This window comes from Cellulomonas sp. NPDC055163 (assembly GCF_053607065.1).
On record NZ_JBSGSU010000004.1, the window covers coordinates 432,825 to 457,030 of the forward strand.

26 protein-coding genes and 4 tRNA genes are annotated in these 24,206 nt (G+C 74.5%); 14 read left to right on the plus strand and 16 right to left on the minus strand.

Annotated elements, in window-relative coordinates:
* Positions 1 to 144: 144 nt before the first annotated feature.
* Both ACWFNE_RS10345 and ACWFNE_RS10350 read right to left on the minus strand, forming a co-directional pair.
* Complete coding sequence (locus ACWFNE_RS10345) at positions 145 to 969, minus strand: hypothetical protein (RefSeq protein WP_452122334.1); 825 nt, start codon at positions 967 to 969, stop codon at positions 145 to 147.
* A 172-nt stretch (positions 970 to 1,141) separates the two neighbouring features.
* On the minus strand, positions 1,142 to 2,269 hold the full coding sequence (locus tag ACWFNE_RS10350) for a Fic family protein (RefSeq protein ID WP_452122335.1): 1,128 nt from the start codon (positions 2,267 to 2,269) through the stop codon (positions 1,142 to 1,144).
* 318 nt (positions 2,270 to 2,587) lie between these two features.
* Between ACWFNE_RS10350 and ACWFNE_RS10355 the strand changes: the two genes are divergently transcribed.
* The 5 genes from ACWFNE_RS10355 (at position 2,588) to ACWFNE_RS10375 (ending at position 5,389) form a co-directional block, all read left to right on the plus strand.
* Positions 2,588 to 2,663: transfer RNA gene (locus ACWFNE_RS10355), tRNA-Lys, on the plus strand.
* Between the two features lie 71 nt (positions 2,664 to 2,734).
* Positions 2,735 to 3,196, plus strand: a complete 462-nt coding sequence (locus tag ACWFNE_RS10360) for a GatB/YqeY domain-containing protein (RefSeq protein ID WP_452122336.1) — start codon at positions 2,735 to 2,737, stop codon at positions 3,194 to 3,196.
* A 172-nt stretch (positions 3,197 to 3,368) separates the two neighbouring features.
* Positions 3,369 to 3,638, plus strand: a complete 270-nt coding sequence (locus tag ACWFNE_RS10365) for a GlsB/YeaQ/YmgE family stress response membrane protein (protein ID WP_183297671.1) — start codon at positions 3,369 to 3,371, stop codon at positions 3,636 to 3,638.
* A gap of 247 nt (positions 3,639 to 3,885) precedes the next feature.
* Positions 3,886 to 4,458 (plus strand): DUF6318 family protein, encoded by a 573-nt coding sequence (locus tag ACWFNE_RS10370; protein WP_452122337.1) that lies wholly within the window; start codon positions 3,886 to 3,888, stop codon positions 4,456 to 4,458.
* Between the two features lie 46 nt (positions 4,459 to 4,504).
* Positions 4,505 to 5,389 carry a hypothetical protein gene (locus tag ACWFNE_RS10375; protein ID WP_452122338.1) on the plus strand — a complete coding sequence of 295 codons (885 nt, stop codon included), beginning with the start codon at positions 4,505 to 4,507 and terminating at the stop codon, positions 5,387 to 5,389.
* Between the two features lie 241 nt (positions 5,390 to 5,630).
* On the opposite strand, the gene ACWFNE_RS10380 is transcribed toward ACWFNE_RS10375, so the two are convergent.
* Positions 5,631 to 6,137 (minus strand): Fic family protein, encoded by a 507-nt coding sequence (locus ACWFNE_RS10380; protein ID WP_452122339.1) that lies wholly within the window; start codon positions 6,135 to 6,137, stop codon positions 5,631 to 5,633.
* An 18-nt stretch (positions 6,138 to 6,155) separates the two neighbouring features.
* Entirely contained in the window at positions 6,156 to 6,830 is a 675-nt protein-coding gene (locus ACWFNE_RS10385; RefSeq protein ID WP_452122340.1) for a hypothetical protein, read from the minus strand.
* A gap of 13 nt (positions 6,831 to 6,843) precedes the next feature.
* On the opposite strand from ACWFNE_RS10385, the gene ACWFNE_RS10390 reads away from it, so the two are divergent.
* Positions 6,844 to 7,188, plus strand: coding sequence for a nitroreductase family deazaflavin-dependent oxidoreductase (locus ACWFNE_RS10390; protein ID WP_452122341.1), 345 nt, complete (start codon positions 6,844 to 6,846; stop codon positions 7,186 to 7,188).
* Between the two features lie 242 nt (positions 7,189 to 7,430).
* Here the strand turns inward: ACWFNE_RS10390 and ACWFNE_RS10395 are convergent, their stop codons facing one another.
* Positions 7,431 to 9,515, minus strand: a complete 2,085-nt coding sequence (locus tag ACWFNE_RS10395) for a mechanosensitive ion channel domain-containing protein (RefSeq protein ID WP_452122342.1) — start codon at positions 9,513 to 9,515, stop codon at positions 7,431 to 7,433.
* A 193-nt stretch (positions 9,516 to 9,708) separates the two neighbouring features.
* On the opposite strand from ACWFNE_RS10395, the gene ACWFNE_RS10400 reads away from it, so the two are divergent.
* Positions 9,709 to 9,978, plus strand: a complete 270-nt coding sequence (locus ACWFNE_RS10400; protein WP_452122343.1) for a GlsB/YeaQ/YmgE family stress response membrane protein — start codon at positions 9,709 to 9,711, stop codon at positions 9,976 to 9,978.
* A 156-nt stretch (positions 9,979 to 10,134) separates the two neighbouring features.
* Here the strand turns inward: ACWFNE_RS10400 and ACWFNE_RS10405 are convergent, their stop codons facing one another.
* The 7 genes from ACWFNE_RS10405 to ACWFNE_RS10435 all read right to left on the minus strand — a co-directional run bounded on the left by ACWFNE_RS10405 (position 10,135) and on the right by ACWFNE_RS10435 (position 16,584).
* A complete protein-coding gene (locus ACWFNE_RS10405; protein WP_452122344.1) occupies positions 10,135 to 10,671 on the minus strand; it encodes a hypothetical protein in 537 nt (178 codons plus the stop codon).
* 48 nt (positions 10,672 to 10,719) lie between these two features.
* Positions 10,720 to 11,589 (minus strand): prenyltransferase, encoded by an 870-nt coding sequence (locus ACWFNE_RS10410; RefSeq protein ID WP_452122345.1) that lies wholly within the window; start codon positions 11,587 to 11,589, stop codon positions 10,720 to 10,722.
* Positions 11,586 to 11,933 carry a lycopene cyclase domain-containing protein gene (locus tag ACWFNE_RS10415; protein ID WP_452122346.1) on the minus strand — a complete coding sequence of 116 codons (348 nt, stop codon included), beginning with the start codon at positions 11,931 to 11,933 and terminating at the stop codon, positions 11,586 to 11,588. The genes ACWFNE_RS10410 and ACWFNE_RS10415 overlap by 4 nt, the downstream gene beginning before the upstream one ends.
* Positions 11,930 to 12,355 (minus strand): lycopene cyclase domain-containing protein, encoded by a 426-nt coding sequence (locus ACWFNE_RS10420; protein ID WP_452122347.1) that lies wholly within the window; start codon positions 12,353 to 12,355, stop codon positions 11,930 to 11,932. Before ACWFNE_RS10420 ends, ACWFNE_RS10415 begins: the two co-directional genes overlap by 4 nt.
* Positions 12,352 to 14,292 carry a phytoene desaturase family protein gene (gene crtI / locus ACWFNE_RS10425; protein WP_452122348.1) on the minus strand — a complete coding sequence of 647 codons (1,941 nt, stop codon included), beginning with the start codon at positions 14,290 to 14,292 and terminating at the stop codon, positions 12,352 to 12,354. The genes ACWFNE_RS10420 and crtI overlap by 4 nt, the downstream gene beginning before the upstream one ends.
* Before the next feature lie 163 nt (positions 14,293 to 14,455).
* Positions 14,456 to 15,346, minus strand: a complete 891-nt coding sequence (locus ACWFNE_RS10430; protein WP_452122349.1) for a phytoene/squalene synthase family protein — start codon at positions 15,344 to 15,346, stop codon at positions 14,456 to 14,458.
* Positions 15,346 to 16,584: a polyprenyl synthetase family protein gene (locus tag ACWFNE_RS10435; RefSeq protein ID WP_452122350.1), complete on the minus strand. Its 1,239-nt coding sequence runs from the start codon at positions 16,582 to 16,584 to the stop codon at positions 15,346 to 15,348. The genes ACWFNE_RS10430 and ACWFNE_RS10435 overlap by 1 nt, the downstream gene beginning before the upstream one ends.
* An 80-nt stretch (positions 16,585 to 16,664) precedes the next feature.
* On the opposite strand from ACWFNE_RS10435, the gene galE reads away from it, so the two are divergent.
* Entirely contained in the window at positions 16,665 to 17,624 is a 960-nt protein-coding gene (gene galE / locus ACWFNE_RS10440; RefSeq protein WP_452122351.1) for a UDP-glucose 4-epimerase GalE, read from the plus strand.
* 168 nt (positions 17,625 to 17,792) lie between these two features.
* Here galE and ACWFNE_RS10445 read toward each other — a convergent pair whose 3' ends face one another.
* Together ACWFNE_RS10445 and ACWFNE_RS10450 are read right to left on the minus strand one after the other, a co-directional pair.
* On the minus strand, positions 17,793 to 18,824 hold the full coding sequence (locus tag ACWFNE_RS10445) for an LLM class flavin-dependent oxidoreductase (RefSeq protein ID WP_452122352.1): 1,032 nt from the start codon (positions 18,822 to 18,824) through the stop codon (positions 17,793 to 17,795).
* A gap of 118 nt (positions 18,825 to 18,942) precedes the next feature.
* The gene (locus ACWFNE_RS10450) at positions 18,943 to 19,296 is read right to left on the minus strand and encodes a metallopeptidase family protein (protein ID WP_452122353.1); all 354 of its coding nucleotides are present in this window, start codon (positions 19,294 to 19,296) and stop codon (positions 18,943 to 18,945) included.
* A 193-nt stretch (positions 19,297 to 19,489) separates the two neighbouring features.
* Between ACWFNE_RS10450 and ACWFNE_RS10455 the strand changes: the two genes are divergently transcribed.
* The 6 genes from ACWFNE_RS10455 (at position 19,490) to ACWFNE_RS10480 (ending at position 21,702) form a co-directional block, all read left to right on the plus strand.
* Positions 19,490 to 19,562, plus strand: a tRNA-Glu gene (locus ACWFNE_RS10455).
* Positions 19,563 to 19,598: 36 nt separating this feature from the next.
* A tRNA-Asp gene (locus ACWFNE_RS10460) sits at positions 19,599 to 19,672 on the plus strand.
* A 41-nt stretch (positions 19,673 to 19,713) separates the two neighbouring features.
* Positions 19,714 to 19,786 (plus strand) — tRNA-Phe (locus ACWFNE_RS10465).
* A 148-nt stretch (positions 19,787 to 19,934) separates the two neighbouring features.
* On the plus strand, positions 19,935 to 20,780 hold the full coding sequence (locus tag ACWFNE_RS10470; protein WP_452122354.1) for an SMP-30/gluconolactonase/LRE family protein: 846 nt from the start codon (positions 19,935 to 19,937) through the stop codon (positions 20,778 to 20,780).
* 239 nt (positions 20,781 to 21,019) lie between these two features.
* Positions 21,020 to 21,436 carry a phage holin family protein gene (locus tag ACWFNE_RS10475; RefSeq protein WP_452122355.1) on the plus strand — a complete coding sequence of 139 codons (417 nt, stop codon included), beginning with the start codon at positions 21,020 to 21,022 and terminating at the stop codon, positions 21,434 to 21,436.
* Complete coding sequence (locus tag ACWFNE_RS10480; RefSeq protein ID WP_452122356.1) at positions 21,436 to 21,702, plus strand: DUF3618 domain-containing protein; 267 nt, start codon at positions 21,436 to 21,438, stop codon at positions 21,700 to 21,702. Before ACWFNE_RS10475 ends, ACWFNE_RS10480 begins: the two co-directional genes overlap by 1 nt.
* Before the next feature lie 204 nt (positions 21,703 to 21,906).
* On the opposite strand, the gene ACWFNE_RS10485 is transcribed toward ACWFNE_RS10480, so the two are convergent.
* Both ACWFNE_RS10485 and ACWFNE_RS10490 read right to left on the minus strand, forming a co-directional pair.
* A complete protein-coding gene (locus tag ACWFNE_RS10485) occupies positions 21,907 to 22,470 on the minus strand; it encodes a methylated-DNA--[protein]-cysteine S-methyltransferase (RefSeq protein WP_452122357.1) in 564 nt (187 codons plus the stop codon).
* Positions 22,471 to 22,477: 7 nt separating this feature from the next.
* Positions 22,478 to 24,190 carry an Ada metal-binding domain-containing protein gene (locus ACWFNE_RS10490; protein WP_452122358.1) on the minus strand — a complete coding sequence of 571 codons (1,713 nt, stop codon included), beginning with the start codon at positions 24,188 to 24,190 and terminating at the stop codon, positions 22,478 to 22,480.
* Positions 24,191 to 24,206: the final 16 nt, after the last annotated feature.

Below are 24,206 nucleotides of genomic sequence, written 5' to 3' on the forward strand. Positions count from 1 at the left end.
AGGGCTTCTGGTGGGGGCTCCGTCTGTTTGGGGGGACGTGGCAGAGAAGGGGAGCGGGACCGCAAAGAGGGGGACCCGGGCCCTTCCAAAGGACCGCCCCCGGGCTCCGATGCGTTCAGGTCCGGCTCGCGGACCGGCGCGGGATCAGCCCGCGAACGGGTTCTCGGTCGTGATCTGGTCGGCCGACGGCGCGGTCACCGCGGCGCCGCTCCCCCAGTTCGAGAACGTCATCTCGGTCGTCGAGCCCATGAGGTCGAAGGCCATCTTGCGCACCCGGTTGTCGGTGTCGAGCCAGTACGTGTAGACGAACGTCGCCGGGATCGTGGCGCCGGCCGCAGCGGCCTGGTCGAGGCTCGCGCGCTGCTCCTCGGGGAGCTTCGCCGGGTCCATGACGACCTCGTACGGGGTCGCCTGGACGCCGTCGACGTCCTCCGCGTCACCCTTCTTGGTCACGCTCGTGACGGCGGCCTCCGCGTCGGCCAGCGCCTTGGTCGGGTCGATCTCGCCCGTCATGTCGCCGAGGCCGGCGGCGAGCGGGTTCGAGGCGTCGCTCGGGTCGATCTGGAGGAACTTGCCGCCCGTCAGCTCGCCGAGGTTCATGTACGTGAGGCCGCCCGCCATGCGGACCTCCATCTGCCCCATCTCGGGGAGCCCCATGACCATCGAGAGCGACTGCGTGCCGTCGTCCTCGATCTGCACGGAGCCCGTGGCCTCCATCGCCTGCCCCTCGGCGGACGTCGACATCGTGAAGTCGTAGCTCTTGGCCTCGGCCTGCGCGTCGGCGATCGTCTTCAGGAAGTTGGCCTGCGTGATCTCGACGCCCTCGGCCTCCTTGGTGGCCTCGGCGGTGGCCGACGGCTCCGACGTGGTCTCGGTGCTCGCCTCCGGTGAGGAGCCGCCGCAGGCCGCGAGGCTCCACACGAGGGCGACGGCCGCGGGCACGGCGAGCAGACGACGGGACGAACGCATGGGAGAACCCCCTGGGGATGGCCGCGACAGCATCGGTCGGGCCGGCGAGCGGCAGGCGCACGACCGCGCAAGAGCCTCTCAGGCCGGGGCAGCCTGTGCGCCCGCTTTGCGGGGTGAAGTGCGCCACGCCGGGAAGCACCCCGAGACGACCCGGCAGCGCGTGAGCTCCAGGTCACGTCCCGACATCAGGCACCTCGGCCGCCGCTCGGGCGAGCTCGACGGCCATCCACGGGTACGGGTCCTCGATCCGCTCGCCCCGGCCCACGTCGCTCCGCACCTCCTCGAGAGCGGGCCCCGCGACGTAGTGCCGCCCCTTGGTCTCGCCCACGGGGCGCAGGAGCCCGGCGTCCGTGAGGGCCTTGAAGTCACGGCTCGCCGTCCGTTCGTCGATGCCGGTCTGGTCCACATAGGTCGGCCTGCGCAGACGGAAGCCGAGCAGGCCCGAGTAGAGCGCGTCCAGAGCCCGGTCCGGGAGCCGGTGGGCGGCCAGCCGCTCGTCGAGGAGCTCGTAGGCGCGTTGCGCGCGCCGCCAGCGGCTGCGCACCGTCTGCGCCTGCATGTGGTGTGCACGCAGGTTGAAGCTGACCCACAGGTGCGCGTCGGCACCCGGCTGCCACCGCCCTCGGCCCGTGACGGCGAGTACGCGGTAGTAGTCGTCCGTGTTGGCTCCCAGCCACTCCTCGATGCTCGCGAACTCCGGCTCGCCCACTCCTCGGCGCGCCAGGACGAGCGTCTGGAGGGCGCGCGCCATCCGACCGTTCCCGTCGCGAAACGGATGGATCATCACGAGATTGAGGTGTGCCATCGCCGCATGGACCATCGGGTCCTCGTCGTCGCCTCGGTTCAGGTCCGCCACCAGACCGGCCATGAGATGCGCGACGTGCTCCGCGGACGGCCCCGTGTACACGACCTGCTCCGTGCGCTCGTCGTGCACGTAAATGTCGGTCTGGCGGTACTGGCCCGGGCTCTTCGCCAGGTCGTGCGCCAGCATCATGAAGTGCATCGAGCGGAGCGCCGACGCGTCGAGCGAGAAGTGCGCGTCGCGCGCCATCGCGAGGACGTAGCCGAGCGCCTGGCGATATCCTCGGATCTCGGCGTATGTCCGCTGGTCAGCGCTCATCGGCCCCTCGTCGTCGAGAGATGCGTCCGCATCGTCGAGCTCCACGTGATAGCCCTCGATGCTGTTGGACCCCTGGATGGCGCGAGCGATCGCTGTTCGACGCAGACGGCCGGTCCAGCGCCGCGGGACACGCAGACTCTCCGCGAGCTCGGCGCGCATGGCGTGGACCTCGTCGATCACCCGGAGATCATCCAGATGGAGCGGAGGCGAGCGATACAGCATGTCCCTATGTCCTTCTTCTTGAGCCACGAAGTCTCCGTCGATGCAGTGTCGCAAGAATAGAGACTTCCCACAACCGCCGGAGTTGCTCTGCCTGCAGCACCCGATCCGCTGGCAGGCGCCTGCGCCCGCCCGGCTCGCCGCCGGAAGCTCCCGAGCACTCCCCGGGCGCGCGGGCCTCACCGGTACGCTGCTTCCGGGGCCGATCGTCACGCGATCGAACCGCGCGGCACTTCTCTCCCTCGAACGAGGGCTACCCAGACGCACCCCGCTCGCCCCGGGCCTCTAGCTCAGTCGGTAGAGCAGCGGACTTTTAATCCGTAGGTCGTGGGTTCGAGCCCCACGGGGCCCACCACACCCGTCGTCAGGTCGCGCTGCCGGGAAATCGGTCGCCGCGCGCCCACCCCGACCGGGCACGATGGGGGCATGACCACGCTCGAACGACTCACCGCCGACCTCACGACCTCGATGAAGGCGCGCGACGCCTTCCGCACCAACACCCTCCGCCAGGTCATCGGCGCGGTGCGGGCGGCGGAGAAGTCAGGCCCCGTCGCGGTCGAGCTCGACGACGACGCGGTGCAGGCCGTCCTCGCGTCCGAGGTCAAGAAGCGCCGCGAGTCCGCGGAGATCTACACGACCGCCGGCGCGACCGACCGCGCGACGACGGAGACCGGCGAGGCCGACCTCATCGAGTCGTACCTCCCGACGGCCCTCAGCGAGGCCGACCTCGACGAGGTGGTGGCGGCAGCGATCGCCGAGACGGGCGCGACGAGCATGCGCGACATGGGTGCCGTCATGCGCGCCGCACAGGCCGCGGCCGCCGGGCGGGGACGCGTCGACGGCAAGGTGCTGTCGCAGCGCGTCAAGGCGGCCCTGTCCGCGGGGTGACCGGCGCAGGGGCGCCTTGGGGGCAGGGGCGCCTTGGGGGCACCGTGCGCGCCGGGCGTGCTGAGGAGCCCCCTGGTCTGGACGTCCGTCCGGTTCCGGATGCGGCTTTCGTCCTGGTGTGGGAGGTTCTGTCCCGTCCGGTTCGAACTCTTCTCACAGGAGCTGTTCTCCCATGAGCTTTCTCGCGTTCCTCCTCCTCGGCCTGCTTGCTGGTGTGATCGCCAAGGCTCTGCTCCCTGGGCGTCAGAGCACCGGCTGGCTCATCACGCTCGTGCTCGGCGTCCTGGGCGCGGTGCTCGGTGGCTGGCTCGGTAGCGTCCTGTTCGGCGTGGGCCTCGCCACGTTCTTCGACATCCAGACGTGGCTGCTCGCCATCGGCGGCGCGATCATCGTGTTCCTCATCTACGGTGCGGCGACCGGTCGCCGCGGCCGTCGCCGCTGAACGCACCCAGCACATCCCGCGAGGGGCCGGCGTCCGTCACGACGCCGGCCCCTCGCGGCATGCCCGGGGCCGGCGACGAGAAGCATGGCGGTCCGGCAGTCGTCCGCTTCGCGGGGCCGGTCGTCCACAGATTGCGGAACGGCACTGCCCGGCTCGACCCGATTTCGCTAGGTTCGCGGGCATGCCTTTGCCTCGTGCGGCCGACGACGCCCGCCGCCCTGCCCGACGCCTTCGCGGAGGCAGCCCGATGCGCGCGGCGGTGGGCGGGGTGGTGGTGCTGGCGGCGCTGCTGACTGCGTGCACCGGGGAGCCGGCAGCCGAGCCAAGCCCGACGCGTCCTGCGACGGCGCGACCGGCAGCGTCGCCGACGCCCACCCCGACCACCACACCCGAGCCCGAGCGGCCGGCGGCGATGGACGATCCCGGCGTCGACGGGGCAGTCGCGGCAGCGACGTACTTCCTATCGCTGTACCCGTACGTCTACAACACCGGCGACCTCACGGCCTGGAAGGCGCTGAGCCACCCGGAGTGCGTGTTCTGCGCGAGCGTCATGACCGGCGTTGAGGAGATGCACTCGACTGGCAATCATCAAGATGGCACCGAGACCACAGTGTCCGATGCGCGCGCTCAGGAAATCGAACCTGGCGTTCTCTATGCAGTTGACCTGAGCCTGCTTCAGGGGCCGGCCGTCGAGCTCGACAAAGACGGCGCGGTCGTCGAGGAAGATCCGAGCACCACCGAGTCCGTCGTGCATGTTGCCGTGCAGCGCGCAGGTGGCGCCTGGCTGATCCGCGAGTGCGAAGTTGAGACCGTTGCGTAGCGAGCACCGAACGCGGCGCGCCGCATCGACAATCGTCGGTGCCGCAGTGGTCGCAACCCTGTGCACCACTCCCGCAGCCGCACTCGACAAGGTCGGTGGCGAGTCGTCCGGCTCCGTCGTCAAGGTTTACGCAGCGGCCGCCCATCGCGCTAACGATGCCTGGAGCACCGCTTCCGCCGCACACGACCCCGCGGCGAAGCTGATCGAGTACATCCGAGCCGAGCTGTGCGACGTCTCCTCGCAGTTCGTGACCTCGACCCTCGACGGTGAGTGCGACCCCGGCGACGGTGCGATCACCCCACCCGACTGCGGGCCCGGCATCACCCCGCTGCTCCCGCTCTGGTCCCGCACCCGCACAGCCGAAGGTGCCCCCTGGACCCGCTGGGACCGGATCAGCGACTACTACTGCCCCCAGGACGTCCTGCCGGAGTTCACCGCCGAGGACTTCCGCCGCCTCCCCCTCACGCCCTCCCCCGTCACACCACAACCCGCCAACCCGGACCTGCTCACCGGCCTGGGCCTGGTCGTCCACACCACCGCCGACCCGCAGGACCACCCCACCACCCTGCTCAACTTCCCCATCACCGTGCGCGCCACCCCCACCGAGTTCACCTGGGACTTCGGCGACGGCACCCGCACCACCACCACCCACCCCGGCACCCCCTACCCCACCGGCCACGACCACCACCCCGGCGACCCCGTCTACCCCACCGGAGTCATCGGCCACCCCTACCCCGCGCTCGGCACGTACACCCCCACCCTCACCACCACCTGGTCGGGCGAGTACCTCATCGCCGGCACCACCACCTGGCACCCCATCAACGGCACCGCCACCACCACCACAACCCTGCCCACCGTCGCCATCCACGACGCCACCAGCCACCTCGTCGCCGACACCTGCCTCGACAACCCCCACGGCCCCGGCTGCTGACCACCCTGGACGTCGCGCCATCGAGGACAGGGCCGCCCGCCAGGACGACACGCGGCGAACGACGAACGACGCGGCCGCCGGGGTCTGCGGGACCGCGCCTCAGCGCCGCGGTCGGCGGCGCCCCGCCCGCCGTGCGAACGCCTCCGCCGCGTCGAAGACCTCACGGGCCTGCCACACCCGACCCCAGCGCACCCCGGTGACGAGCGACAGCACGCCGGCCTCTTCCAGCGTGTCGACGGCGTCAGCGCAGCGCGCTCGGACGTCCCGGTGATCCTTGCCGCTGCACGCACGTCCACCACCGGATGGGCGAACAGGCCGTCCGCCAACCGCCACGCCGCTGCGCCGCGGCGCGCCGTGATCTGCGTGGCCCAGCGATCGCGCAGCTAGCCAGCGCGGCGTGGGACATCCGCTCGACGATCGGTGCGGCGTCGCCGGCCCGGTAGGCGGTCAACGCGTCGACGTAGGCGCCCGGGTCCCGCAGCAGCCCCGCCGACACCGGGACGGTGGTGTGCTCGGCCACACCGTGACGCCGCATCATCGTGTGGACCAGGACGCGTCCTGTGCGTCCGTTGCCGTCGACGAACGGGTGGATCGTCTCGAACTGGGCGTGGACCAGTGCAGCGTGGGCCAGTGACGGCACGTCGCGCCGCGCGGCGAAGCGGGTCAGGTCCTCGACAAGACCGGGGATGTGCTCGTGGTGCGGCGCGACGAAGTCGGCGCCGTGCGGCGACAGCGCGGACGCACCCACCCAGACGGCCTCGGTGCGTCAGCGGCCCGCGACGTCGGGGTCGGTCGCCGCGAGGAGTGCGTCGTGGGCTCGGAGGATGACGTCGGCGGTGACCTCGTCGCCAGACGCGAGCGTCAGCTGCATCGCGCGGGTGTTCGCGACGATGAGACCCGCGTTGGCCTTGTCGGTCGCACCGAGCTCGGCCAGCGCGATGTTGCGTGACGAGCTCGTCAGGTGCTCGATCTGGGACGAGGACGCGGACTCCGTGCGCAGCAGCACCGCCGGCATCGGCACGGGCAGGTGCGCCACCTCGGTGTCGAACCGGGCGACCTCCGCAGCGGCATCCTGCTGGAGCGCCTGGAGCGGCACCGGCAGGCGTACGTCCTCCTCGGCGATCAGGGGGACGAGTGCCGAGCGATACGGCTGCTCGATCCGGTGCCGTTCCCAGACCGTGAGATGGCCGGGATCGACCGTGGAGATCCAGTCGCGCGGCTCACTACCGAGGGGCGGCCAGCTCGCGGCATCCTGGTCGGGGGCACGCCGAGCGGCGCTGCTTTCGCCGTCTTCCTCCCGGACCTCGCCCACTTTTGGAAGGTTGGCGACACATCCTTCGAAAGCTCGCGTGAGTTCGGAAGGATGCACACCCGTCCTGTCGAGCGTCAGGAGCACGATGCCGATCCCGATGTGGGTGACCCGTGTGAACCGTCGGGTCACGAACCCTCTGATGATGGCCCTGTCCGACGACGTGCCTCCGCTCGCGACGCTGCACCACGTCGGGCGCCGGACGGGCAGGCGGCTGCGGACGCCGGTCTTCGCCTTCCCGACGCCGCGGGGGTTCGTGGTCGCGCTGACGTACGGGCCGGACGTGCAGTGGCTGCGCAACGTCGAGGCGGGCGAGGCCCGGCTGGTGCGGCGCCGGGCCGTCTACCGCCTGACGGACCCGGTGCGGCTGCACGGCGACGACGGCGCACGGCTCGTCCCGGCCTGGACCCGCGCCGGGCTCCGGCCGATGCGCGTCGACGAGTTCGTCGAGCTGCACGCCGAGCCGATCCCCTCGACACCCTCGCCGTAGCGCCGGCCCCGTAAGGACTGCTCACGCCGCAGCAAGCCGTCGACTCGCTCCGGCGGCTGACCGTCCGGGGGTTGGCCTCTCGCCCGCGCGACGTTCGTCCCTCGCAGTCGCCTGGTCGCCCCGCCCCCGGCAGTCGCCTGCTCACGTCGCCCCCGGCAGTCGCGGTCGCCCCGCCCCGCCCCGGGCAGTCGCCTCCTCACCTGCCCCGGCAGTCGCCTCCTCGCCCCGCCCCGGGCAGGCGCCTACTCGCCCCCGCGCCAGTCGTACCGAGCCGTCGGCGGGCCGCCGGTCCCCTCGTTCCCCTCGGTCCCGCGGCGCCGGTCCTCGCCGTAGCCCTGGACGTCGTCGGCACCGAGGACCGCGGTCTCGTCCGACTGGGCCTGACGCTGACGCCGGGTCCCGACCGGTGGCGACGACGGCTGCGACGCCGCCGCCGGGGCGGGCGCCGCGGACTCCGCGGGACGGCCGGGCCCGGTCTCGCGCGCGAAGGCGGAGGTCCGCTCCGGCGCCGCCGGCCCGTCGCCGCGCCCGGGCAGCCCGGTGAGCTGCTCGCCGCCCGGGAGGTTCCACGTCGCGCGCCAGCCCGACGCGTCCGGCTCGACCGGCAGCACCGACGTCCGGCTCGGGGCGCGGCTCGGCTCACCCGGGGTCGGACGCATGACCGTCGTGGTCCGCACGTCGGGGTCCGCGTACGGGTCGGCACCGCGCTCGGGGTTGCCGGTCCCGCGGCGCGCACGGTCCTGCTCGGCAGCGCGCTCGGCATCCCGACGGGCCCGCTCGGTCTCCGCGCGTGCCCGCTCCGCCTCGACGCGAGCCCGGTCCTCCCGAGCCCGCTCGACCTCCCGGCCCCGGTCGTCCTCCCGCGCGCGCCGAGCGTCGTCCGCCCGCGCCGCGTCGTCCTCGAACCACCCGCCCTGACCGGCTCCACCCTGCAGCCCGGCAGCGCCCTGCACCCCGGCGTCGCCCTCCGGCACCCTGCCGCCGTGCACGTCGTGCGCGCCGGCACCCTGCGGCTCGGGCAGGGGCGGCCCCACGACGGTGACGGGGCCGGTGACCCGGGGCGTCCCGCGCGAGTCGGTGGCGGCCTGCTCGCGCTCGGCGATGACGTCGGACCCGGGACCGCTGAAGGCGCGGGAGCGCTCGAGCGCGTCGATGCTCCCGGTGAAGAGCCGGGCGTCAGACTGCGTGAGCTGCAGCCGCTGGGTGTCACCCGGTTGGCCCTGCGCCGGCTGCTCGGCCTCCGGGCGCCCGCTGCGCCGACCGAGCGACCCCGCCGCAGCGCCCGCGGCGCCGCCGCGCGCACCGGGGGCGTCCTGCACCGTCTCGAGCCGCGTGCGGGGCACGCCCTGCGGCGCAGCGGACTGGAGCCACGCCACGAGACCCTCGCGCACGTAGCAGCGCAGGTCGAACAGGGTCGGGGCGTCGATCGCGCTCGCGAGCGCCCGGACCCGCACGTACCCGCCGGTGGCCTCCGTGACCTGCAGGATCCCGACGCGGCGGTCCCAGAGGTCGGTGTCCTCGAGCAGCCGGGCGAGCTCGGCGCGCATCTCGTCGACGGGCACGGACCAGTCGAGGTCGAGCTCGACGGTGCCCAGCAGGTCGGCGGCGCGGCGGGTCCAGTTCTCGAACGGCGTGGTCGTGAAGTGGGTCGACGGGAGGATGAGGCGCCGGTCGTCCCACACGTGCACGACGATGTAGGTCAGCGTGATCTCCTCGATCCGCCCCCACTCCTCGTCGACGACGACGACGTCGTCGACGCGGATCGCGTCCGTGAACGCGAGCTGCAGCCCGGCGAACAGGTTCGCGAGCGAGCTCTGCGCGGCGAGGCCCGCCACGATCGAGAGCAGACCGGCGGAGGCGAGGAGCCCGGCACCGAGGGCGCGCGCGGCGTCGAACGTCATCAGGATCGCGGCGAGCGCGGCGATCACGAGGACGACGACCGTGACCCGGCGCAGGACCGTGACCTGCGTGCGGACCCGTCGGGCGTGCCGGTTGTCGGGCACGTCGATGCGGTACCGCGCGAGGGCGATGTCCTCCGCGACGAAGGACAGCGCACCGATCAGCCACGCGACGCAGGCGATCAGCGCGATCTGCAGCGCGTGCTGCACGGGCGGGACCCACGCGTCGGACGCGTCGGTGGTGGCGACGACCACGACCCAGACGGCGACGACGACGAGCACGGCCCGCAGGGGGCGGCGCGCCCGGCGCGAGAGGTCGGCGGCGACGGCGCTGCGGCGCCCCGCGGAGCGGACGATCGCGCTGACGATCCCCGCGACCACGAAGGCCGCGACGATGCCGGCCACGACGGCCAGGACGGTCACGATCACGGTGCACCTGCCTCGTTGTCGGATTTCTCCCCGGACGTCCGTTCAGGTTAGCCCGACGGCGCGACACCCTTGACATCCGCGTGCCCGACTGGGTGACGTCACACCCGCCTCGAGATGCGGGCTCATGTGAGCTGCAATAGCGTCCGGGGCGAAGCACGCCAGACGTGCACCTGACAGCTAGGAAGGGATCCTCATGACCGCCGCAAGCATCATCGGGGCCATTGTCATCGGCGCGATTCTCGGCCTGCTCGGGCGCTTCTTCGCCCCCGGCAAGCAGAACATCTCGCTGGTCGTCACGGTCATCGTCGGCATCATCGCCGCGCTGCTCGGCTCTGCCATCGCGCGTGGCCTCGGCGTCGCGACCACCGACGGGATCGACTTCATCGAGATCCTCATCCAGATCGTCCTCGCGGCGATCGGCGTCGTTCTCGCCGCGCGCCTCCTCGGTCGCCGCGCGCACTGACACGCAGCACCACGCGCACGTCCCCGACGCCCACCCGGCGCACGGCCCACGCCGTGACCGGGTGGGCGTCGGCGTTCCCCGCCCGGGGGTAGATGTCGGCCGTCCCTCCCGGGCGTGGGCGTCGGTCTTCCCCGCCCGGCCGGACGGCGACGCCGCTCAGCCGCGGGGCGCGGCAGGGCCGAGGCGGGTGATCTCCCGCTCGATCGCCGCCGCGACCCCGGGCGAGCCGACCTGCGCGGCGGCCAGCCCGAGCACCGCACGGTAGGCCTCGAGGTCGTGCGGACCGAGGGTCAGCCGCGCGGCCGACCCGACGAGCCGTCCCACCGTGACGGGGTCGGGCGCCGGGTGCGGTTCCGCGGTCGACCACAGGTGCCGCAGGGCCCGGCAGGTCACCTCGAGCCGCACGGCCGAGGGGTTGTCCGCGAGCCGTTCGACGAGCCGGACGTCGACGTCGGGCACACCGAGCCCGAGGACGCGGGCGAGAGCCACGTCGAGCTGCGACGTCCCGTGCTCGGGGTCCGCGGCCTCGTGGGCGGCGGCGAGCTCCACGAGCTCCACGAGCTCCACGAGCTCCACGAGCTCCACGAGCTCCACGACACCGTCCCGCAGGTCGTCGACCGGCAGGGCGGCGTACGCGTCGGACGCGGTGTCGAGCAGCGCGCGCGCCGCGCCGGAGCTCCCGTCCACCTGCACCGTCCTCTCCTTCCCGCCGGGGCGCACGTCGCCGCCGGCCCGCCAGGCTCAGCCCCGCGCGACCGCGATCAGCAGCATCGTCACGAGGAACCCGGTCACGAGGTTGAGCCACAGGAACCGGCGCCACCCGCGGTTGGCGCGCTCGCAGTCGTCGTCTCGCACCGACCAGAAGCCGGCCGCGTTCACCGCGTACGGCAGCGGCAGCACCGCGGCGAGCCACCCGGGCCACGGCAGCGCGAGCAGGGTCACGGCGGCGACGACGTACGCGGCCGTGGCGGCGACGACGGTCGGGTGGGCGCCGAGCACGGTGGCGACGGAGCCGATGCCCGCCTCGCGGTCGGCGCGCACGTCCTGGACGGCGCCGAACGCGTGCGACGCCATGCCCCAGAGCAGGAACGCGACGAGCACGGGCCACACGGTCCGTGCGCCGAGGTCCGCCCCCACGAGCACGAGCGCGTACAGCGCGGGCCCGACGAAGTGCATCGCGGACGTCACCGAGTCGAGCACCGGCCGCTCCTTGAACCGCAGCCGCGGGGCGGAGTACGCGACGACGAGGAAGACGACCAGGAGCAGCGTGAGGTTCGCGGCGAGCGACCCGACCGCGAGCAGCCACACCAGGAACGGCACGACGGTCACGGCGCACGCGACCAGGATCCGGCGGTGCACGACGCGGGCCTGCGAGCGCTCGACGAGCCCGCCCTCGATCCCGCCCTTGCGCGGGTTGCGGAGGTCGGACTCGTAGTCGAACACGTCGTTGATGCCGTACATCAGCAGGTTGTACGGGACGAGGAAGAACAGCGTGCCGACGACGAGGGCCGCGTCGAGGCGGCCGCCCGTCGCCATGAGGTACGCGGCGGCGAACGGGTAGGCCGTGTTGACCCACGAGAACGGCCGCGAGGCGTCGAGGAGCTGCTTCACGCGTGGGTCGTCCCGTCTGCCGTGCCGTCGAGGGGGGCCGCGTGCCTGTCGCGTCGTGCGCGCCGCCGGCCCAGGACCGTCCACAGCACGGGCATCCCGACGGCGGCCGCGATCGCGTACGCGAAGTCCTCGACGGGCGCCCCCCAGACGTGCAGCCCGAGGATCTTCGCGGGGTCGAACTCGTAGAGGCCGACGTCGATCATGATCGTGTCGAACACCGCGGTGAGCACGCAGAGCAGCAGGACGGTCGCGACGACGGCCCAGCCGCGCAGGCGGCGCAGCACGGGCGCGGACACCGCGAGCAGCACGACGAGGACGCCGGCGTTGAGGATCGCGTTGGTCACCGTGCACCCCCAGCCGTGCCATCGGCGCCGGTCGCGCCAGGAGCCGGTCCCACGCCGGTCGCCCCCGTGCCCGACGACGCGCCGGATGCACCCGGCCCCCGGCCCCGGCGCTCCGCGACCCACCGGTCGAACGCGCGCCACGCCGCGAGCGCCGTGTAGCAGAGCAGCGTGAGGAATCCGACCTCCTCGATCGGCAGCTCGGGCGCGAGCAGGATCCCCGTCATGTGCGGGCTGTCCCCGCGGGCGAAGATGCCGAGCGCGAGCCCGGCGAGGTCCCACGCGAGGAACCCGGCCACGCCGATGCCGACGCACGCGGCGGAGAGCCGCCAGTCGGACCAGAACGCGAGGCGGTGGGCGCGGTCGAGGAGCGCGATGCCCCCGAGGGAGACGAGCAGGGCACCGAGGTAGGCCAGTCCGATCACGCGGGCCGGTCCTTCTCGCGGGCCGGGCCCGGCGCGGGCGCGCGGACCTCGGCACGGTCCGCCGGGGTGCTGCCGTTCGACGCCCTGCCCCCGTGCGCGCCGCGAGCATCGCGGTCGCCGCCGTGCGCGCCGCCGAGCGCGTCGCGCCACACCCCGCGCGGGCGTGCCGCGTCGAGGAAGCCCGGCCGCAACGGAGTCGGGAGCGGGCGCGACGACGTCTCACCGAGCAGCCGCTTGACGACGAGCTCGGCGCTGATCAGGCACATCGGCAGCCCGACGCCCGGGATGGTGCCCCCGCCCACGTGCAGCAGGTTCGGCACGCGCGCCGACGCGTCGCCGGGCCGGAACATCGCGCTCTGGCGCAGCGTGTGCTCCATGCCGAGCGCGGACCCGCGCCACGAGGAGAACTCCCGGTGGAAGTCGGCCGGGCCGACGACGCGCCGGGTCACGACACGTGAGCGCAGGTCGGGGACGCCCGCCCACTCCCCGACCTGGTCGAGGAACCGGTCGGCGTGCGCGTCGAGGGCGGCCCGCGAGGCCGGGCCGTCGTCGTCCGTCGCGCCGAGGCGCTCGTCGGCAGGGAACGGGACGAGCACGAACAGGTTCTCGTGCCCCTCGGGCGCCGCGCCGGGGTCGGTCGCGGTCGTCTTCGAGACGTACAGCGACGCGACCTCGGGGACGCGCAGCGCGTCGGGGTCGGAGCCGCCGCCGGTGCCCGGCCCGAGGATGTCCTCGAAGTTGGTGGGCCAGTCGCGCGTGAAGAACAGCGAGTGGTGCGCGAGCTCGGGGAGCTCGCCGCGGACCCCCGCCATGACGAGCAGCGCCGAGATGCCGGGCCCGCGGTCCTCCCACCACGATGCGGGCAGGCTGCGGTGCGGCTCGTCGAGCAGCGCGGTCTCGGTGTGGTGGCGGTCGGCCGCGGAGACGACGACGTCCGCCTCGACGACCTCCCCGCTCGCGAGCCGGACCCCGCGCGCGACGCCCGTCCGGCGCGGGTGGCGCAGGCTGCGGCCGGCGCCGTCCACGTCGATCGCGACCACGTCGGCGCCCGTGCGGATCGTCACCCCGGACGCCCGCGCCACCTTCTCGAGCGCCTCGATGAGCGTGTACATCCCGCCGCGCGGGAACCGCACACCCTCGCCGAGGTCGAGGTGGCTCATCAGGGAGTAGAGCGCGGGCACCCTGTACGGCGACGAGCCGAGGAAGACCGCGTGGTACCCGAGCACCTGCCGGAGCACGGGGTGCATGACGGTCCGCTCGACGCGCTGCGCGAGGGTCTGCGTGAGCAGCTGCCCGAGCGTGCCGGAGCGCTTCACGACGTCGAGCGAGACCGCCCGGTCGGGCCGCTCGAAGGTCGTGTACAGGAAGTGGTCGAGCGCCGTGCGGTACGCGTCGCCCGACTCCTCGACGTAGCGACGCATCGCCTCGCCCGCACCGGGCTCCATCGCGTCGAACGTGCGCCAGTTCGTCGCGGCGTCGCCGACGACCTCGATCGGCTCGGCCGGGCCGCCGCCCTCCGGCTCGGGGAACAGCCGGTACGCCGGGTCGAGGCGCACGAGGTCGACGTGGTCCTCGATGCGCTCGCCGAGCAGCGCGAACAGGTGCTCGAACACCTCGGGCATGAAGTACCAGGACGGGCCGGTGTCGAACCGGAAGCCGTCGAGGTCGAGCGTCCCCGTGCGTCCGCCGACCTGGTCGTGGCGCTCGAGGAGCGTGACCTCGGCGCCGCCGCGCGCGAGCAGCGCCGCCGTCGCGAGCCCGCCGATGCCGCCGCCGACGACGACGACGCGACCGCCCGTGGGCAGCTCCCCGGAGAGCCGCGCCCGTGCAGCCCGCGACCCGCGCGTCCCCGAGGCCGCCGACGTCGCGTCGACCGCCGCGCGCGGCACCGGCGAGCCGCCGGTCGCGGACACCCGGCTCACCCCCGGACCGGTCACGCCCGCACCCGTCCCGCGCACACCTGGACCGCCCACGCCCGCACCGCTCACACCCGCACCGTCCCGCTCCGCTCGTCGGCCTGCTGGTCCGTGCACCCGCGCCCGCGCGTCCCCGTCGTCCCGCCCTGCGTCACGCCGCCGTGCGGGGTCGCGCCGTCCCGCGTCATGCGGTCCCGCGGAGCTCGGTCGCGACCGCGTGCGCGACGACCGCGAGCTTGCGCGGGGTCGTGACCCGGACACGGCGCCCGAGCACCTCCGCGGGCGGGGTGTGCGCGAGCTGGTCGAGGAGCCGCTCGTAGAGGCCGAGGGTCGCGGCGACCGCGCACCGCGCACGCCGCGGGAGGCCGGGCAGCGACTCGCGCGCGCGGCGCACGTCGGCGCCGATCTCGTCGAGGATCGCGTCGAGCTCCGCCTGCGTCAGGTGGCCCGGCTCGACGCCCGGGAAGTAGCTGCGGCCGAGCCCAGCCGAGTCGTCGCCGAGGTCGCGCAGGAAGTTGATCTTCTGGAACGCCGCACCGAGCGCCTGCGCGCCGGCCTCCGTGTCGCCGTCCGCCCGGCGCACCGGGTCCCCGGGACGGCGCTCCGCGTTGAGGAACACCGCCAGGCACATGAGCCCGACGACCTCCGCGGAGCCGTGCACGTACCGCTCGTAGCTCGCGCGGTCGTGCACGTGCACGCTCAGGTCCGTGCGCATCGACGCGAAGAACGGGTCGAGCTCGCGCGCGCCGATCCCGGTGCGCCGCGCCGTCCGCGCGAACGCGTGCACCACGAGGTTCGTCGAGTACCCGGTGACGAGGGCCCGCGCCGTCTGCGCCTCGAGCTCGTCGAGCAGCTCTCCCGCGTCGGGGCCGCGGTGCGTGTCGACGATCTCGTCGGCGATCCGCACGAGCGCGTAGACCGCCTCGATGTCCCGCCGCGCACGCTCGCCGAGCAGCCGGGCGCCGAGCCCGAACGACGTGGAGTACCCCGCGAGAACGGCCCGGCTGGCCCGCTGCGCGGTCGCGTCGTACAGGCGGTGCGCGCGCTCGTCGGCGGTGGGTGCTGCGTGCTGCATCACTTCCCCCGCTCGGCCAGCTCGTCGACGACGCCCCCAAGGTAACCGGCGAGCACCGGCGGCAGGTGCCGGGCGGCGGTCTCGCGCGCGGACCGCGCCGCCGCGGACGCGAGCGCGAGCACGTGGTCCCGGGCACCGCTGCCGACCATGACGTCCCGCACGCGCGCGGCGCCGGCGTCGTCGAGCCCCGGGTCGCCGACGTGGCGGTCGAGGACCGCGCGGCCCGCGTCGTCCGCGAGCAGGTACGCGTACCGCAGCAGCTCGGTGCGGGTGCCGGCGCGCAGGTCCGAGTGCACCGACTTGCCCGTCACGGCCGGGTCGCCGAACACCCCGAGGTCGTCGTCCGCGAGCTGGAACGCGATGCCGAGCGCGGTGCCGACCCGGTCGAGCGTCGCGTGGGTCGCGGCGGGCGCGTGGGCGAGCAGAGCGCCGGCCTGGAGCGGGGCGCAACACGTGTAGGCCGCGGTCTTGAGCTCCGCGACGAGCAGCGGGTCGACGTCCGACGGCGCGAGGAGCTCGCCGCCGACGTCGAGCAGCTCGCCCGCGACGGTGGTGGCGAGCGTCGTGGCGAGCAGCCGCACGACCTGGACGCGCACCTCGGCACCCACGGGGGCGGTCGCGACGAGGTCGAAGGCCCCCGAGAGGGCGAGGTCGCCACCGAGGAGCGCGGACCCGAGCACCTGGTGGTCGGCGGCGCGCCCGACGACGCCGCGCTCCCGGAGGCGCGCGCGGTACGTGCCGGCGACGTTCGGGACGCCGCGGCGGACCTCGTCGCCGTCGAGGACGTCGTCGTGCACGAGCATCGCGGTGTGCAGCAGCTCCTGCGCGGCTGCGACCGGCGCGACGGCGGCGAGGTCCGTCCCGCCGAGGCCGAGGTACGCGGCGACGGTCAGCCGGGGGCGCAGCAGCTTGCCGCCGACCTGCGCGGCGACCGTCTCCCACAGCACGAGGTACTCGTGCGCGACGTGCCCGGCCTGGTCGCGGCGGTCCGTGAGGTAGCGGCGCAGCACCTCGCGGGTCGCGTCGAGCCCGGCGTCGACCTGGGCGCGCAGCGTGGCGTCGTCGGCGGGCGCCGTGACGACCCGCAGGTGCGGCTGCGTGCGGTCGTCGTCGTGCCCGGGGCTCGTGGGGTCCGCCGCCGGCGGGTGCACGTCACGGAACGACTCGCGCGCGTGCACGTGCGAGTCGATGCCGGTCTCGCCCACGCGAGCCCCCTCTCTCGGGAAGTTGCTCAGCATACTGAGCATCTTCGGGCGCGCCACCGGAGCCGTCCCGGGCCGGCACGCGTGCCCGGCGGCGGCTCGGTAGGGTCAGCAGCATGACCTGGCTCGTGACCGGCGGCGCCGGCTACATCGGTTCGCACGTCGTCCGCGCCTTCCGGGAGGCGGGCCTCGCGGCCGTCGTCCTGGACGACCTGTCGAGCGGCCACGCGGAGTTCGTGCCCGACGACGTGCCCCTCGTGCTCGGCTCGATCCTCGACACCGACCTCGTCGCCGACGCCCTCGCGGTGCACGGCGTCGTCGGCGTCGTCCACCTCGCGGGCTTCAAGTACGCGGGAATCTCCGTCGACCGGCCGCTGCACACGTACGCGCAGAACGTCACCGGCACAGCCCACCTCCTGACCGCGATGGCGTCGCAGGGCGTCGAGAAGATCGTCTTCTCCTCGAGCGCAGCCGTCTACGGGACACCGGACACCGACCTCGTCACAGAGGCGACCCCCACGTCCCCCGAGTCGCCCTACGGCGAGTCGAAGCTCATCGGCGAGTGGCTGCTGCGTGACCAGGGCCGCGCGACGGGGCTCCAGCACACGTCGCTGCGCTACTTCAACGTCGTCGGCTCCGCGACGCCCGACCTCTACGACACGAGCCCGCACAACCTCTTCCCGCTCGTGCTCGACGCGCTCGTCGCCGGCCGGACCCCGCGCATCAACGGGACGGACTACCCGACGCCCGACGGCACGTGCGTGCGCGACTACATCCACGTCGCCGACCTCGCGACCTCGCACGTCGCCGCCGCGCAGGCGCTCGCGGACGGCCGCGAGCTCGAGCGCGTGTACAACCTCGGCAGCGGCGACGGGGTGTCCGTCGCCGAGATCATGACCGCGATGGCCGAGGTCACCGGCATCGCGTTCGAGCCCGAGCGGTCGCCGCGCCGGCCCGGCGACCCGGCCCGCATCGTCGCCTCGGGCGAGCTCGCCGCGCGCGACCTCGACTGGGAGATGCGCCACTCGCTGACCGACATGGTCGCGAGCGCGTGGGAGGCCCGCCAGGCGCACTGAGGCCGGAGGTCGGCGCCGAGCCGGACCTCCGGGGCCGGCGCGTCAACCCGCGCCGCGAGCCCGGCCCTGCGGGGCCCGCGCGTCAACCCGCGCCGCGAGCCCGGCCCTGCTGCGCCGCCGCCGTCCCACCCGCGCTGCCGAGCGGCCGGGCCGCTGCCCGGCCCGACCTCAGCGGGGGGCGACCGGGACCCGGCGCAGCTCCGGGAGCCGGGACGCGGCCTCCTCGAGCACCGCCTCGGACCCGGCGTACACGCCCTCGGCGCGCGGCCAGTGCAGCACGAGGTCGGTGTACCCCAGCGCGGCGGCCCGCTCGACGCCCTCGACCAGCACGTCGACGGACTGCAGGGTGAACACCGGCGCGCCGTCGATGCTGAGGAAGCGGCGCAGCGGCTCCCGCGGCGCACCCCCTCCCGGGGCGGCGTCGGTGGCGGCGCCGGTGCCGTCGCCGACCGTCGAGCCGCTCGGGGGCGTGGCGGCGAGCACGCCGTCGAACACGTCCGTCAGCGCCGCGAGCCCCTCCCACCAGCGCTCCTGCGCCTGGGCCGGCGTCGCGCCGTCGAGCTCGCCGGGCGCGAACGTCGGCCCGAAGGTCGTCCACCCCTGCCCGTGCCGTGCGGCGACCGCCATCGCCCGGGGGCCGTTGGCGGCGACGACGAACGGCGTGCGGGGCCGGGCGAGCGTCCCCGGGATCATCCGGGCCTCGTCCGCGACGTAGAACTCCCCGGAGTGGTGGCTCACGGGGTGGGTGAGCAGCTGGTCGAGCAGCTCGACGAACTCGGTGAACCGCCGCGTGCGCTCGGGCCGGGTGGGGCGCGGGCCCAGCACCGACGCGTCGACCCCCTCCCCGCCGGCGCCGAGCCCGAGCACGAACCGCCCGCCGCTGATGTCGTCGAGCCCCATCACGTCCTTGGCGAACGGCACGGGGTGGCGGAAGTTCGGCGACGCGACCCACGTGCCGAGCTCGATGCGCTCGGTGACGGCAGCGGCGGCGGCGAGCAGCGGGACGGTCGCGAACCACGGCTCGTCGACGAGCGAGAGCCACGCCAGGTGGTCGTAGGTCCACGCGTGGTCGAACCCGTACTCCTCGGCGCGCTGCCACCGGGCGCGCTGGTCGGCCCAGCGCTCCTGCGGGAGCAGCACGATCCCGATCCGCATGCCCTCGGGCGAACCCGCCCCGGTGTCCTCGCGCCGCGCGTCCATGCGGCTCAGGCTACCGAGCGTCGCTGACGCGCCCACCGGCGAGCCTCGCGCCGCCGCCCGGTCCGCTCGAGGGGCCGCGCCCGCCGACGAGCACCCGGGTCGGCCGCGCGCGCCGCCCTCAGCCCCAGCCCAGCCGGTGCAGCGTCTCGTCGTCGATGCCGAAGTGGTGCGCGATCTCGTGGACCACCGTGACGGCCACCTCCTCGACGACCTCCGCGCGGTCCGCGCACAGCGCGAGCGTCGGGTTGCGGAAGATCGTGATGCGGTCCGGCAGCGCGCCCGTCGCCCAGAACTCGCCGCGCTCGGTCAGGGGCGTGCCGTCGTACAGGCCGAGCAGGTCCGGGTCGTCCTCGGGCGGGTCGTCCTCGACGAGCACCACGACGTTGTCCATCTGCGCCGCGAGCTCCTCGGGGATCTCGTCGAGGGCGTCCCGGACGGCGTCCTCGAACTCCTCGAGCGACATCTCCACCATGCGCACCATCCTCCCCCGGGGCCGGGCAGCGGCGGAGGCGGAGCGCCGACGTGCGGCCGCGAGGACTGGCCTCGCTGCAGAACCGCAGGTCAGGGCGCTGCCCGGCCGCCGGCCGGGATCGACTTTGGAGTTCCGCCCGGGAACCCGTATGCTCAATCCCGGTCTAGAGACGCCTCGACGTCCGGGGCGAGTCGCCCCCATCGTCTAGCGGCCCAGGACCCCGCCCTTTCACGGCGGTAGCACGGGTTCGAATCCCGTTGGGGGTACGAGCAGTTCAGCATGAAGGTCTTGTCTCACCACGAGGCCCCGTAGCGCAGTTGGTTAGCGCGCCGCCCTGTCACGGCGGAGGTCGCGGGTTCAAGTCCCGTCGGGGTCGCTCGATCAACGCCCGGTCATCTGGCCGGGCGTTGTCGGTTCGGCCACTTAGCTCAGTTGGTAGAGCGTTCGACTGAAAATCGAAAGGTCGGCAGTTCGACCCTGCCAGTGGCCACAGCACGAGCCCCGCCCGGATCTCCGGCGCGGGGCTTCGTCGTTCGTGGTCCAGGCCGTGCGGGTCCTCGGCGCTCCGCGAGCGATGGCGCACGCCGCCCCGCCGGGTGAGCCTGGGGGGTGTACCGCCAGCGAGCACCGGAGGACCCATGAGCCCGACCCCCGAGCAGGTCACCGACGCGATCACGTACCACGGCGAGGGCCCGGTGTGGTCGGCGGCGTGGGGCGGTCTGCGCTGGGTCGACATGCTCGCGGGCGACGTCCTCACGCTACGCGACGACGGCACCGTCGACCGCCTGCACGTCGGCACCGTCGCCGCGTTCGTGCGCCCGCGGACCGGCGGCGGGTACGTCGTCGGGCTCGAGCGCGGGATCGGGCTCGCCGACGGGCCCGACGAGCCCCCGACGCCCCTCGAGCCCCTGTGGACCGACCCCGGCGTACGGATGAACGAGGGCAGCTGCGACCCCGCGGGGAACCTCTACGCCGGCTCGATGGCCGACGACCGGACCGAGGGCGCCGCGACGCTGCACCGCATCACCCCCGACGGCAGCGCGCGCACCGTGCTGCCGCGCGTGACGGTCTCCAACGGACTCGACTTCTCCCCCGACGGCTCGCGCGCCTACTACAACGACACCGCGACGGGCCGCACGGACGTGTTCGACGTCGTCGACGGCGAGCTCACCGGCCGGCGCCCGTTCCACGTGCCCGACGCGGGCCACCCCGACGGCCTGACGGTCGACTCCGCGGGGAACGTCTGGGTCGCGCTCAACGGCGCGGGCCGTGTGCGGTGCGTGTCCCCGACCGGGGACGTGCTCAGGGAGGTCCGCCTGCCCGTCCGGCTGACGACCGCGTGCGCGCTCGGCGGACCGGACCTGCGCGACCTGTACGTCACGACGTCGCGGGAGAACCTCGACGACCCCGAGCCCGAGGCGGGCGCTCTGTTCCGCGTGCGGGTCGACGTGCCCGGCCGTCCCGCGCTGCCCTTCGGCGGCTGACCGCCGGCTCGTCCGCCCGCTCGTCCGCCGGCTCGTCCGCCCGCTCGTCCGCCGGCTCGTCCGCCCCTGCTGCGCGCCGGGCCCGGCGCGGACCCGGCGAGGTCGACGCGCCGCCCCGACACGCCGCCACCAGCACCGACGCACCGCCCGACCGGGCAGGTTGACGCGCACAACACCCCAGGTGAGGCCACACTGGGGGTCCTGAGGTCTGCACGGACCGCCGGACGGAGGGTGAAGAGATGGTGACCGCGTCACACGAGACGAAATCGCCGACGGACCAGCAGTCGATCGGGCAGCTGATCGGCCGGCTCAGCGAGCAGAGCTCGAAGCTCGTGCGCGCCGAGATCGAGCTCGCCAAGGCCGAGATCGCGGGCCAGGCGAAGCAGGCCGGCATGGGGATCGGGCTGCTCGCGGGTGCGGCGTTCTTCGGCTTCTTCACGTTCGCGGTGCTCCTCGCGACCGCGATCATCGCGCTCAACGGTCAGATGGCCCTGTGGCTCGCCGCGCTGCTCGTGGGTGTGGTGCTGCTGATCGTCACGGCCGTGCTCGCGCTGGTCGGCATCAAGCGTCTCCAGGCCGGCGCCCCGCCGACCCCCGAGCGCGCCGTGGAGAACGTGAAGCTCGATGTCGACGCCGTCAAGGAAGGCCTCCACTGATGACCACGGACCCCAAGCTCACCCAGATGGAGGCCCAGCTGGCCGCGACCCGCGCCGAGCTGGCCGCGACCGTCGACGAGCTCTCGACGCGCCTCGACCCCCGCTACCAGGCGAACAACGCCGTCGACGCCGGCAAGCGCCTGTGGCGCGACGCGCTCGGTACCGACCCCGCGGCCGACCCGACCAACCGGACCAAGGCCCGGGCGATCGTCGGCGGCGCGGCAGCCGTGCTCGCGCTCGTCATCACGGGCGCGATCCGCAAGTAGTCCTCCCCGGCCGCCGGGCCGCGCGACCGCACGCGCGCCCGGCGGCCGAGCCGCGCCCGGGACGCGCCCGCTGGGAGCTGGTGACGGGCGTCGATCAGAGGCGCCCGTCCGCGTCCTCGCGCCCGCCTCCGGCCGCCGTTGACTCGACTCGCGCCGGACCCGTCCGGACGAGCCGCGGACTCCGGGCCCGGACCGACGCTCGTCTCAGGCCGACGCGGAGGCCGACTCGAGCGTCCCGCCCCGCGCGGCCTCCTCGTGCGCGAGCAGCGCGCGCTTGGGGCCGGGCCCGAAGTAGTACCCGCCGATCTGCCCGCTCGACCTCACGATGCGGTGGCACGGCACGAACGGCGCGACGAGATTGCGCGCGCACGCCCCGCCCGCCGCCCGGACCGCCGCCGGCCGCCCCGCCGCGGCGGCGAGCGCGGTGTAGCTGACGGTCGCGCCCGGCGGGACGGCCCGCATCGATCGCCACAGCTCCTGCTGGAACGGGCCCCCGGGCTGCACGACGGGCACGGTGTCGAGCGCACCGACGTGCCCGGCGGCGTAGGCACGGACGGCGTCGACGACCGCGGCGGGACCGGGGCCCAGAGCCTCCAGGGCGTCGGGGTCGAGGCGCTGGACGCCGCCGGCGCGCACGTCCGCGGGCAGCCGCTCGACCGTCTCGTCGAACGGCCCGAAGCCGGAGACGCGGACGACCCCGTCGGGGTCGAGCACCACGGTGAGCGGGCCGGCCGGGGTGTCGAGGATGGTCGCGAGCAACGTCGTCATGCGTCCATCATCGCGCCACGCGACGCACCCTTCTGGCGGTTTTCGGACGGCGCGGCTCGGCGGCGGCGAGCTCCACGCGATGGGACCACGCCGACCAGAGGTGCTGCGCGGCGTACCCGCGCCAGGGGCTCCACCCCGCTGCCCGCGCCCCCGCCGCGCGGATGTCGACCGGCTCCCCCGTGCCGCCCGGGAGGTCCGCCATGGCGCGGCGCAGGATCAGGTCCCCGGCGGGGAAGACGTCGGGGTCGCCGAGCGCGCGCAGCGCGACGTAGTCCGCGGTCCACGGCCCGACCCCGGGCAGCGCGAGCAGCTCGGCCCGCACGCGCTCGCGGTCGACGCCGGGGTCGAGGCGCAGCCCGTCCCCGACGGCGCGCGCGACGACGCCGATGGTCGACGCGCGGCCCTCGTTGAGCCCGAGCGCACGCAGCGCCGGCGTCCCGACCGCCGCGAGCGTGGCGGCCGAGGGGAAGAGGCTCAGACCGTCGGCGCCCGGCTCGCCGTACGCCGCGACGAGCCGCCCGGCGACCGTGCGCGCCGCCGCCGTCGACACCTGCTGCCCGAGCACCGCCCGCACGGCGAGCTCGAACGGGTCCGTCGTTCCGGGCACCCGCAGGCCCGGGCGCGCGGCGATCAGCGGCGCGAGCAGCGGGTCGCCGCCGAGCGCCCCGGCGACCAGCGTGGGGTCGGCGTCGAGGTCGAGCCACCGGCGCAGCCGCGTCACGGTCGGCGCGAGGTCGGCGAGCGAGGCCAGCTCGAGGTGCGCGTGGACCGCGCTGCCGTCGGCCGCGAGCACCACGGCCACGTGCACGGGCCCCTCGGCGCCGCGCAGCAGCCGCGTCACCGACATCTCGGCGTCCGTGGACCCGGCACGGGTGCGGGACGGGAGCGCCGTCGACCCCGGTCCGCCCGTCGACCCCGGTCCGCCCGTCACCCGCTCGAGCCCGGGGACCGCCCGGTGCGCGACGTGGCGGTACCACGAGCCCGCGTCGAACGGTGGGGTGAACCGGAGCCGCAGGCTCAGGCGGGCGCCGGTCACGGGCAGCCGGTCCGTCGCCGCGGCGGGGTCCTGCGCGAGGGCCCCACGCCGTCGGGCCCGGCGGAGCTCGCTCGGCGGTGCGCCGAAGTGCTCGCGGACGACGTCGTTGAACTGGCGCACGCTCGCGAAGCCCGCGCCGAAGGCGACGTCGGCCATCGACAGGTCGGTCTGGTCGAGCAGCATCCGGGCGAGCTGGGCGCGCCGGGTGCGCGCGAGCTGGAGCGGCGACGCACCGACCTCGGCCACCAGCACCCGGTGCAGGTGCCGGACGCTGACGTGCAGGCGTGCCGCGAGGCCGTCGACCCCGACGTCGTCGACGGCGCCGTCGGCGATGGCCCGGACCGCGCGGGCGGCGAGGTCACCGCGCACGTCCCAGTCGCGCGATCCGGGCAGGGCGTCGGGCCGGCACCGGCGGCACGCACGGAAGCCTGCGGCCACGGCAGCGGCCGCCGCCGGGTAGAAGCGGCAGTTCTCGGGTCGCGGCGTGCGCGCGGGGCACGACGGCCGGCAGTACACCCCGGTGGACACGACGCCCACGTAGAGGCGCCCGTCGAAACGGGGGTCGCGGCCGCTGATCGCGCGGTACGCCGCGTCGGGATCGAGCCACGGCGCGACGGGGGCCTCCGCGGCAGCGTCGCCGTGGGGGCCGCTCGATCTCGTCAGGCTGGTCGCGGTGAGAGCCATGCGTCGAGTGTCTCGC

Coding starts and splice junctions, on each gene's coding strand:
- ACWFNE_RS10345 (WP_452122334.1), bottom strand. CDS start 969: ATGCGTTCGTCCCGTCGTCTGCTCGCCGTGCCCGCGGCCGTCGCCCTC.
- ACWFNE_RS10360 (WP_452122336.1), top strand. CDS start 2,735: ATGACCACGCTCGAACGACTCACCGCCGACCTCACGACCTCGATGAAG.
- ACWFNE_RS10365 (WP_183297671.1), top strand. CDS start 3,369: ATGAGCTTTCTCGCGTTCCTCCTCCTCGGCCTGCTTGCTGGTGTGATC.
- ACWFNE_RS10370 (WP_452122337.1), top strand. CDS start 3,886: ATGCGCGCGGCGGTGGGCGGGGTGGTGGTGCTGGCGGCGCTGCTGACT.
- ACWFNE_RS10390 (WP_452122341.1), top strand. CDS start 6,844: ATGGCCCTGTCCGACGACGTGCCTCCGCTCGCGACGCTGCACCACGTC.
- ACWFNE_RS10400 (WP_452122343.1), top strand. CDS start 9,709: ATGACCGCCGCAAGCATCATCGGGGCCATTGTCATCGGCGCGATTCTC.
- ACWFNE_RS10430 (WP_452122349.1), bottom strand. CDS start 15,346: ATGCAGCACGCAGCACCCACCGCCGACGAGCGCGCGCACCGCCTGTAC.
- ACWFNE_RS10435 (WP_452122350.1), bottom strand. CDS start 16,584: ATGCTGAGCAACTTCCCGAGAGAGGGGGCTCGCGTGGGCGAGACCGGC.
- galE (WP_452122351.1), top strand. CDS start 16,665: ATGACCTGGCTCGTGACCGGCGGCGCCGGCTACATCGGTTCGCACGTC.
- ACWFNE_RS10445 (WP_452122352.1), bottom strand. CDS start 18,824: ATGGACGCGCGGCGCGAGGACACCGGGGCGGGTTCGCCCGAGGGCATG.
- ACWFNE_RS10450 (WP_452122353.1), bottom strand. CDS start 19,296: ATGGTGGAGATGTCGCTCGAGGAGTTCGAGGACGCCGTCCGGGACGCC.
- ACWFNE_RS10470 (WP_452122354.1), top strand. CDS start 19,935: ATGAGCCCGACCCCCGAGCAGGTCACCGACGCGATCACGTACCACGGC.
- ACWFNE_RS10475 (WP_452122355.1), top strand. CDS start 21,020: ATGGTGACCGCGTCACACGAGACGAAATCGCCGACGGACCAGCAGTCG.
- ACWFNE_RS10480 (WP_452122356.1), top strand. CDS start 21,436: ATGACCACGGACCCCAAGCTCACCCAGATGGAGGCCCAGCTGGCCGCG.
- ACWFNE_RS10485 (WP_452122357.1), bottom strand. CDS start 22,470: ATGACGACGTTGCTCGCGACCATCCTCGACACCCCGGCCGGCCCGCTC.
- ACWFNE_RS10490 (WP_452122358.1), bottom strand. CDS start 24,190: ATGGCTCTCACCGCGACCAGCCTGACGAGATCGAGCGGCCCCCACGGC.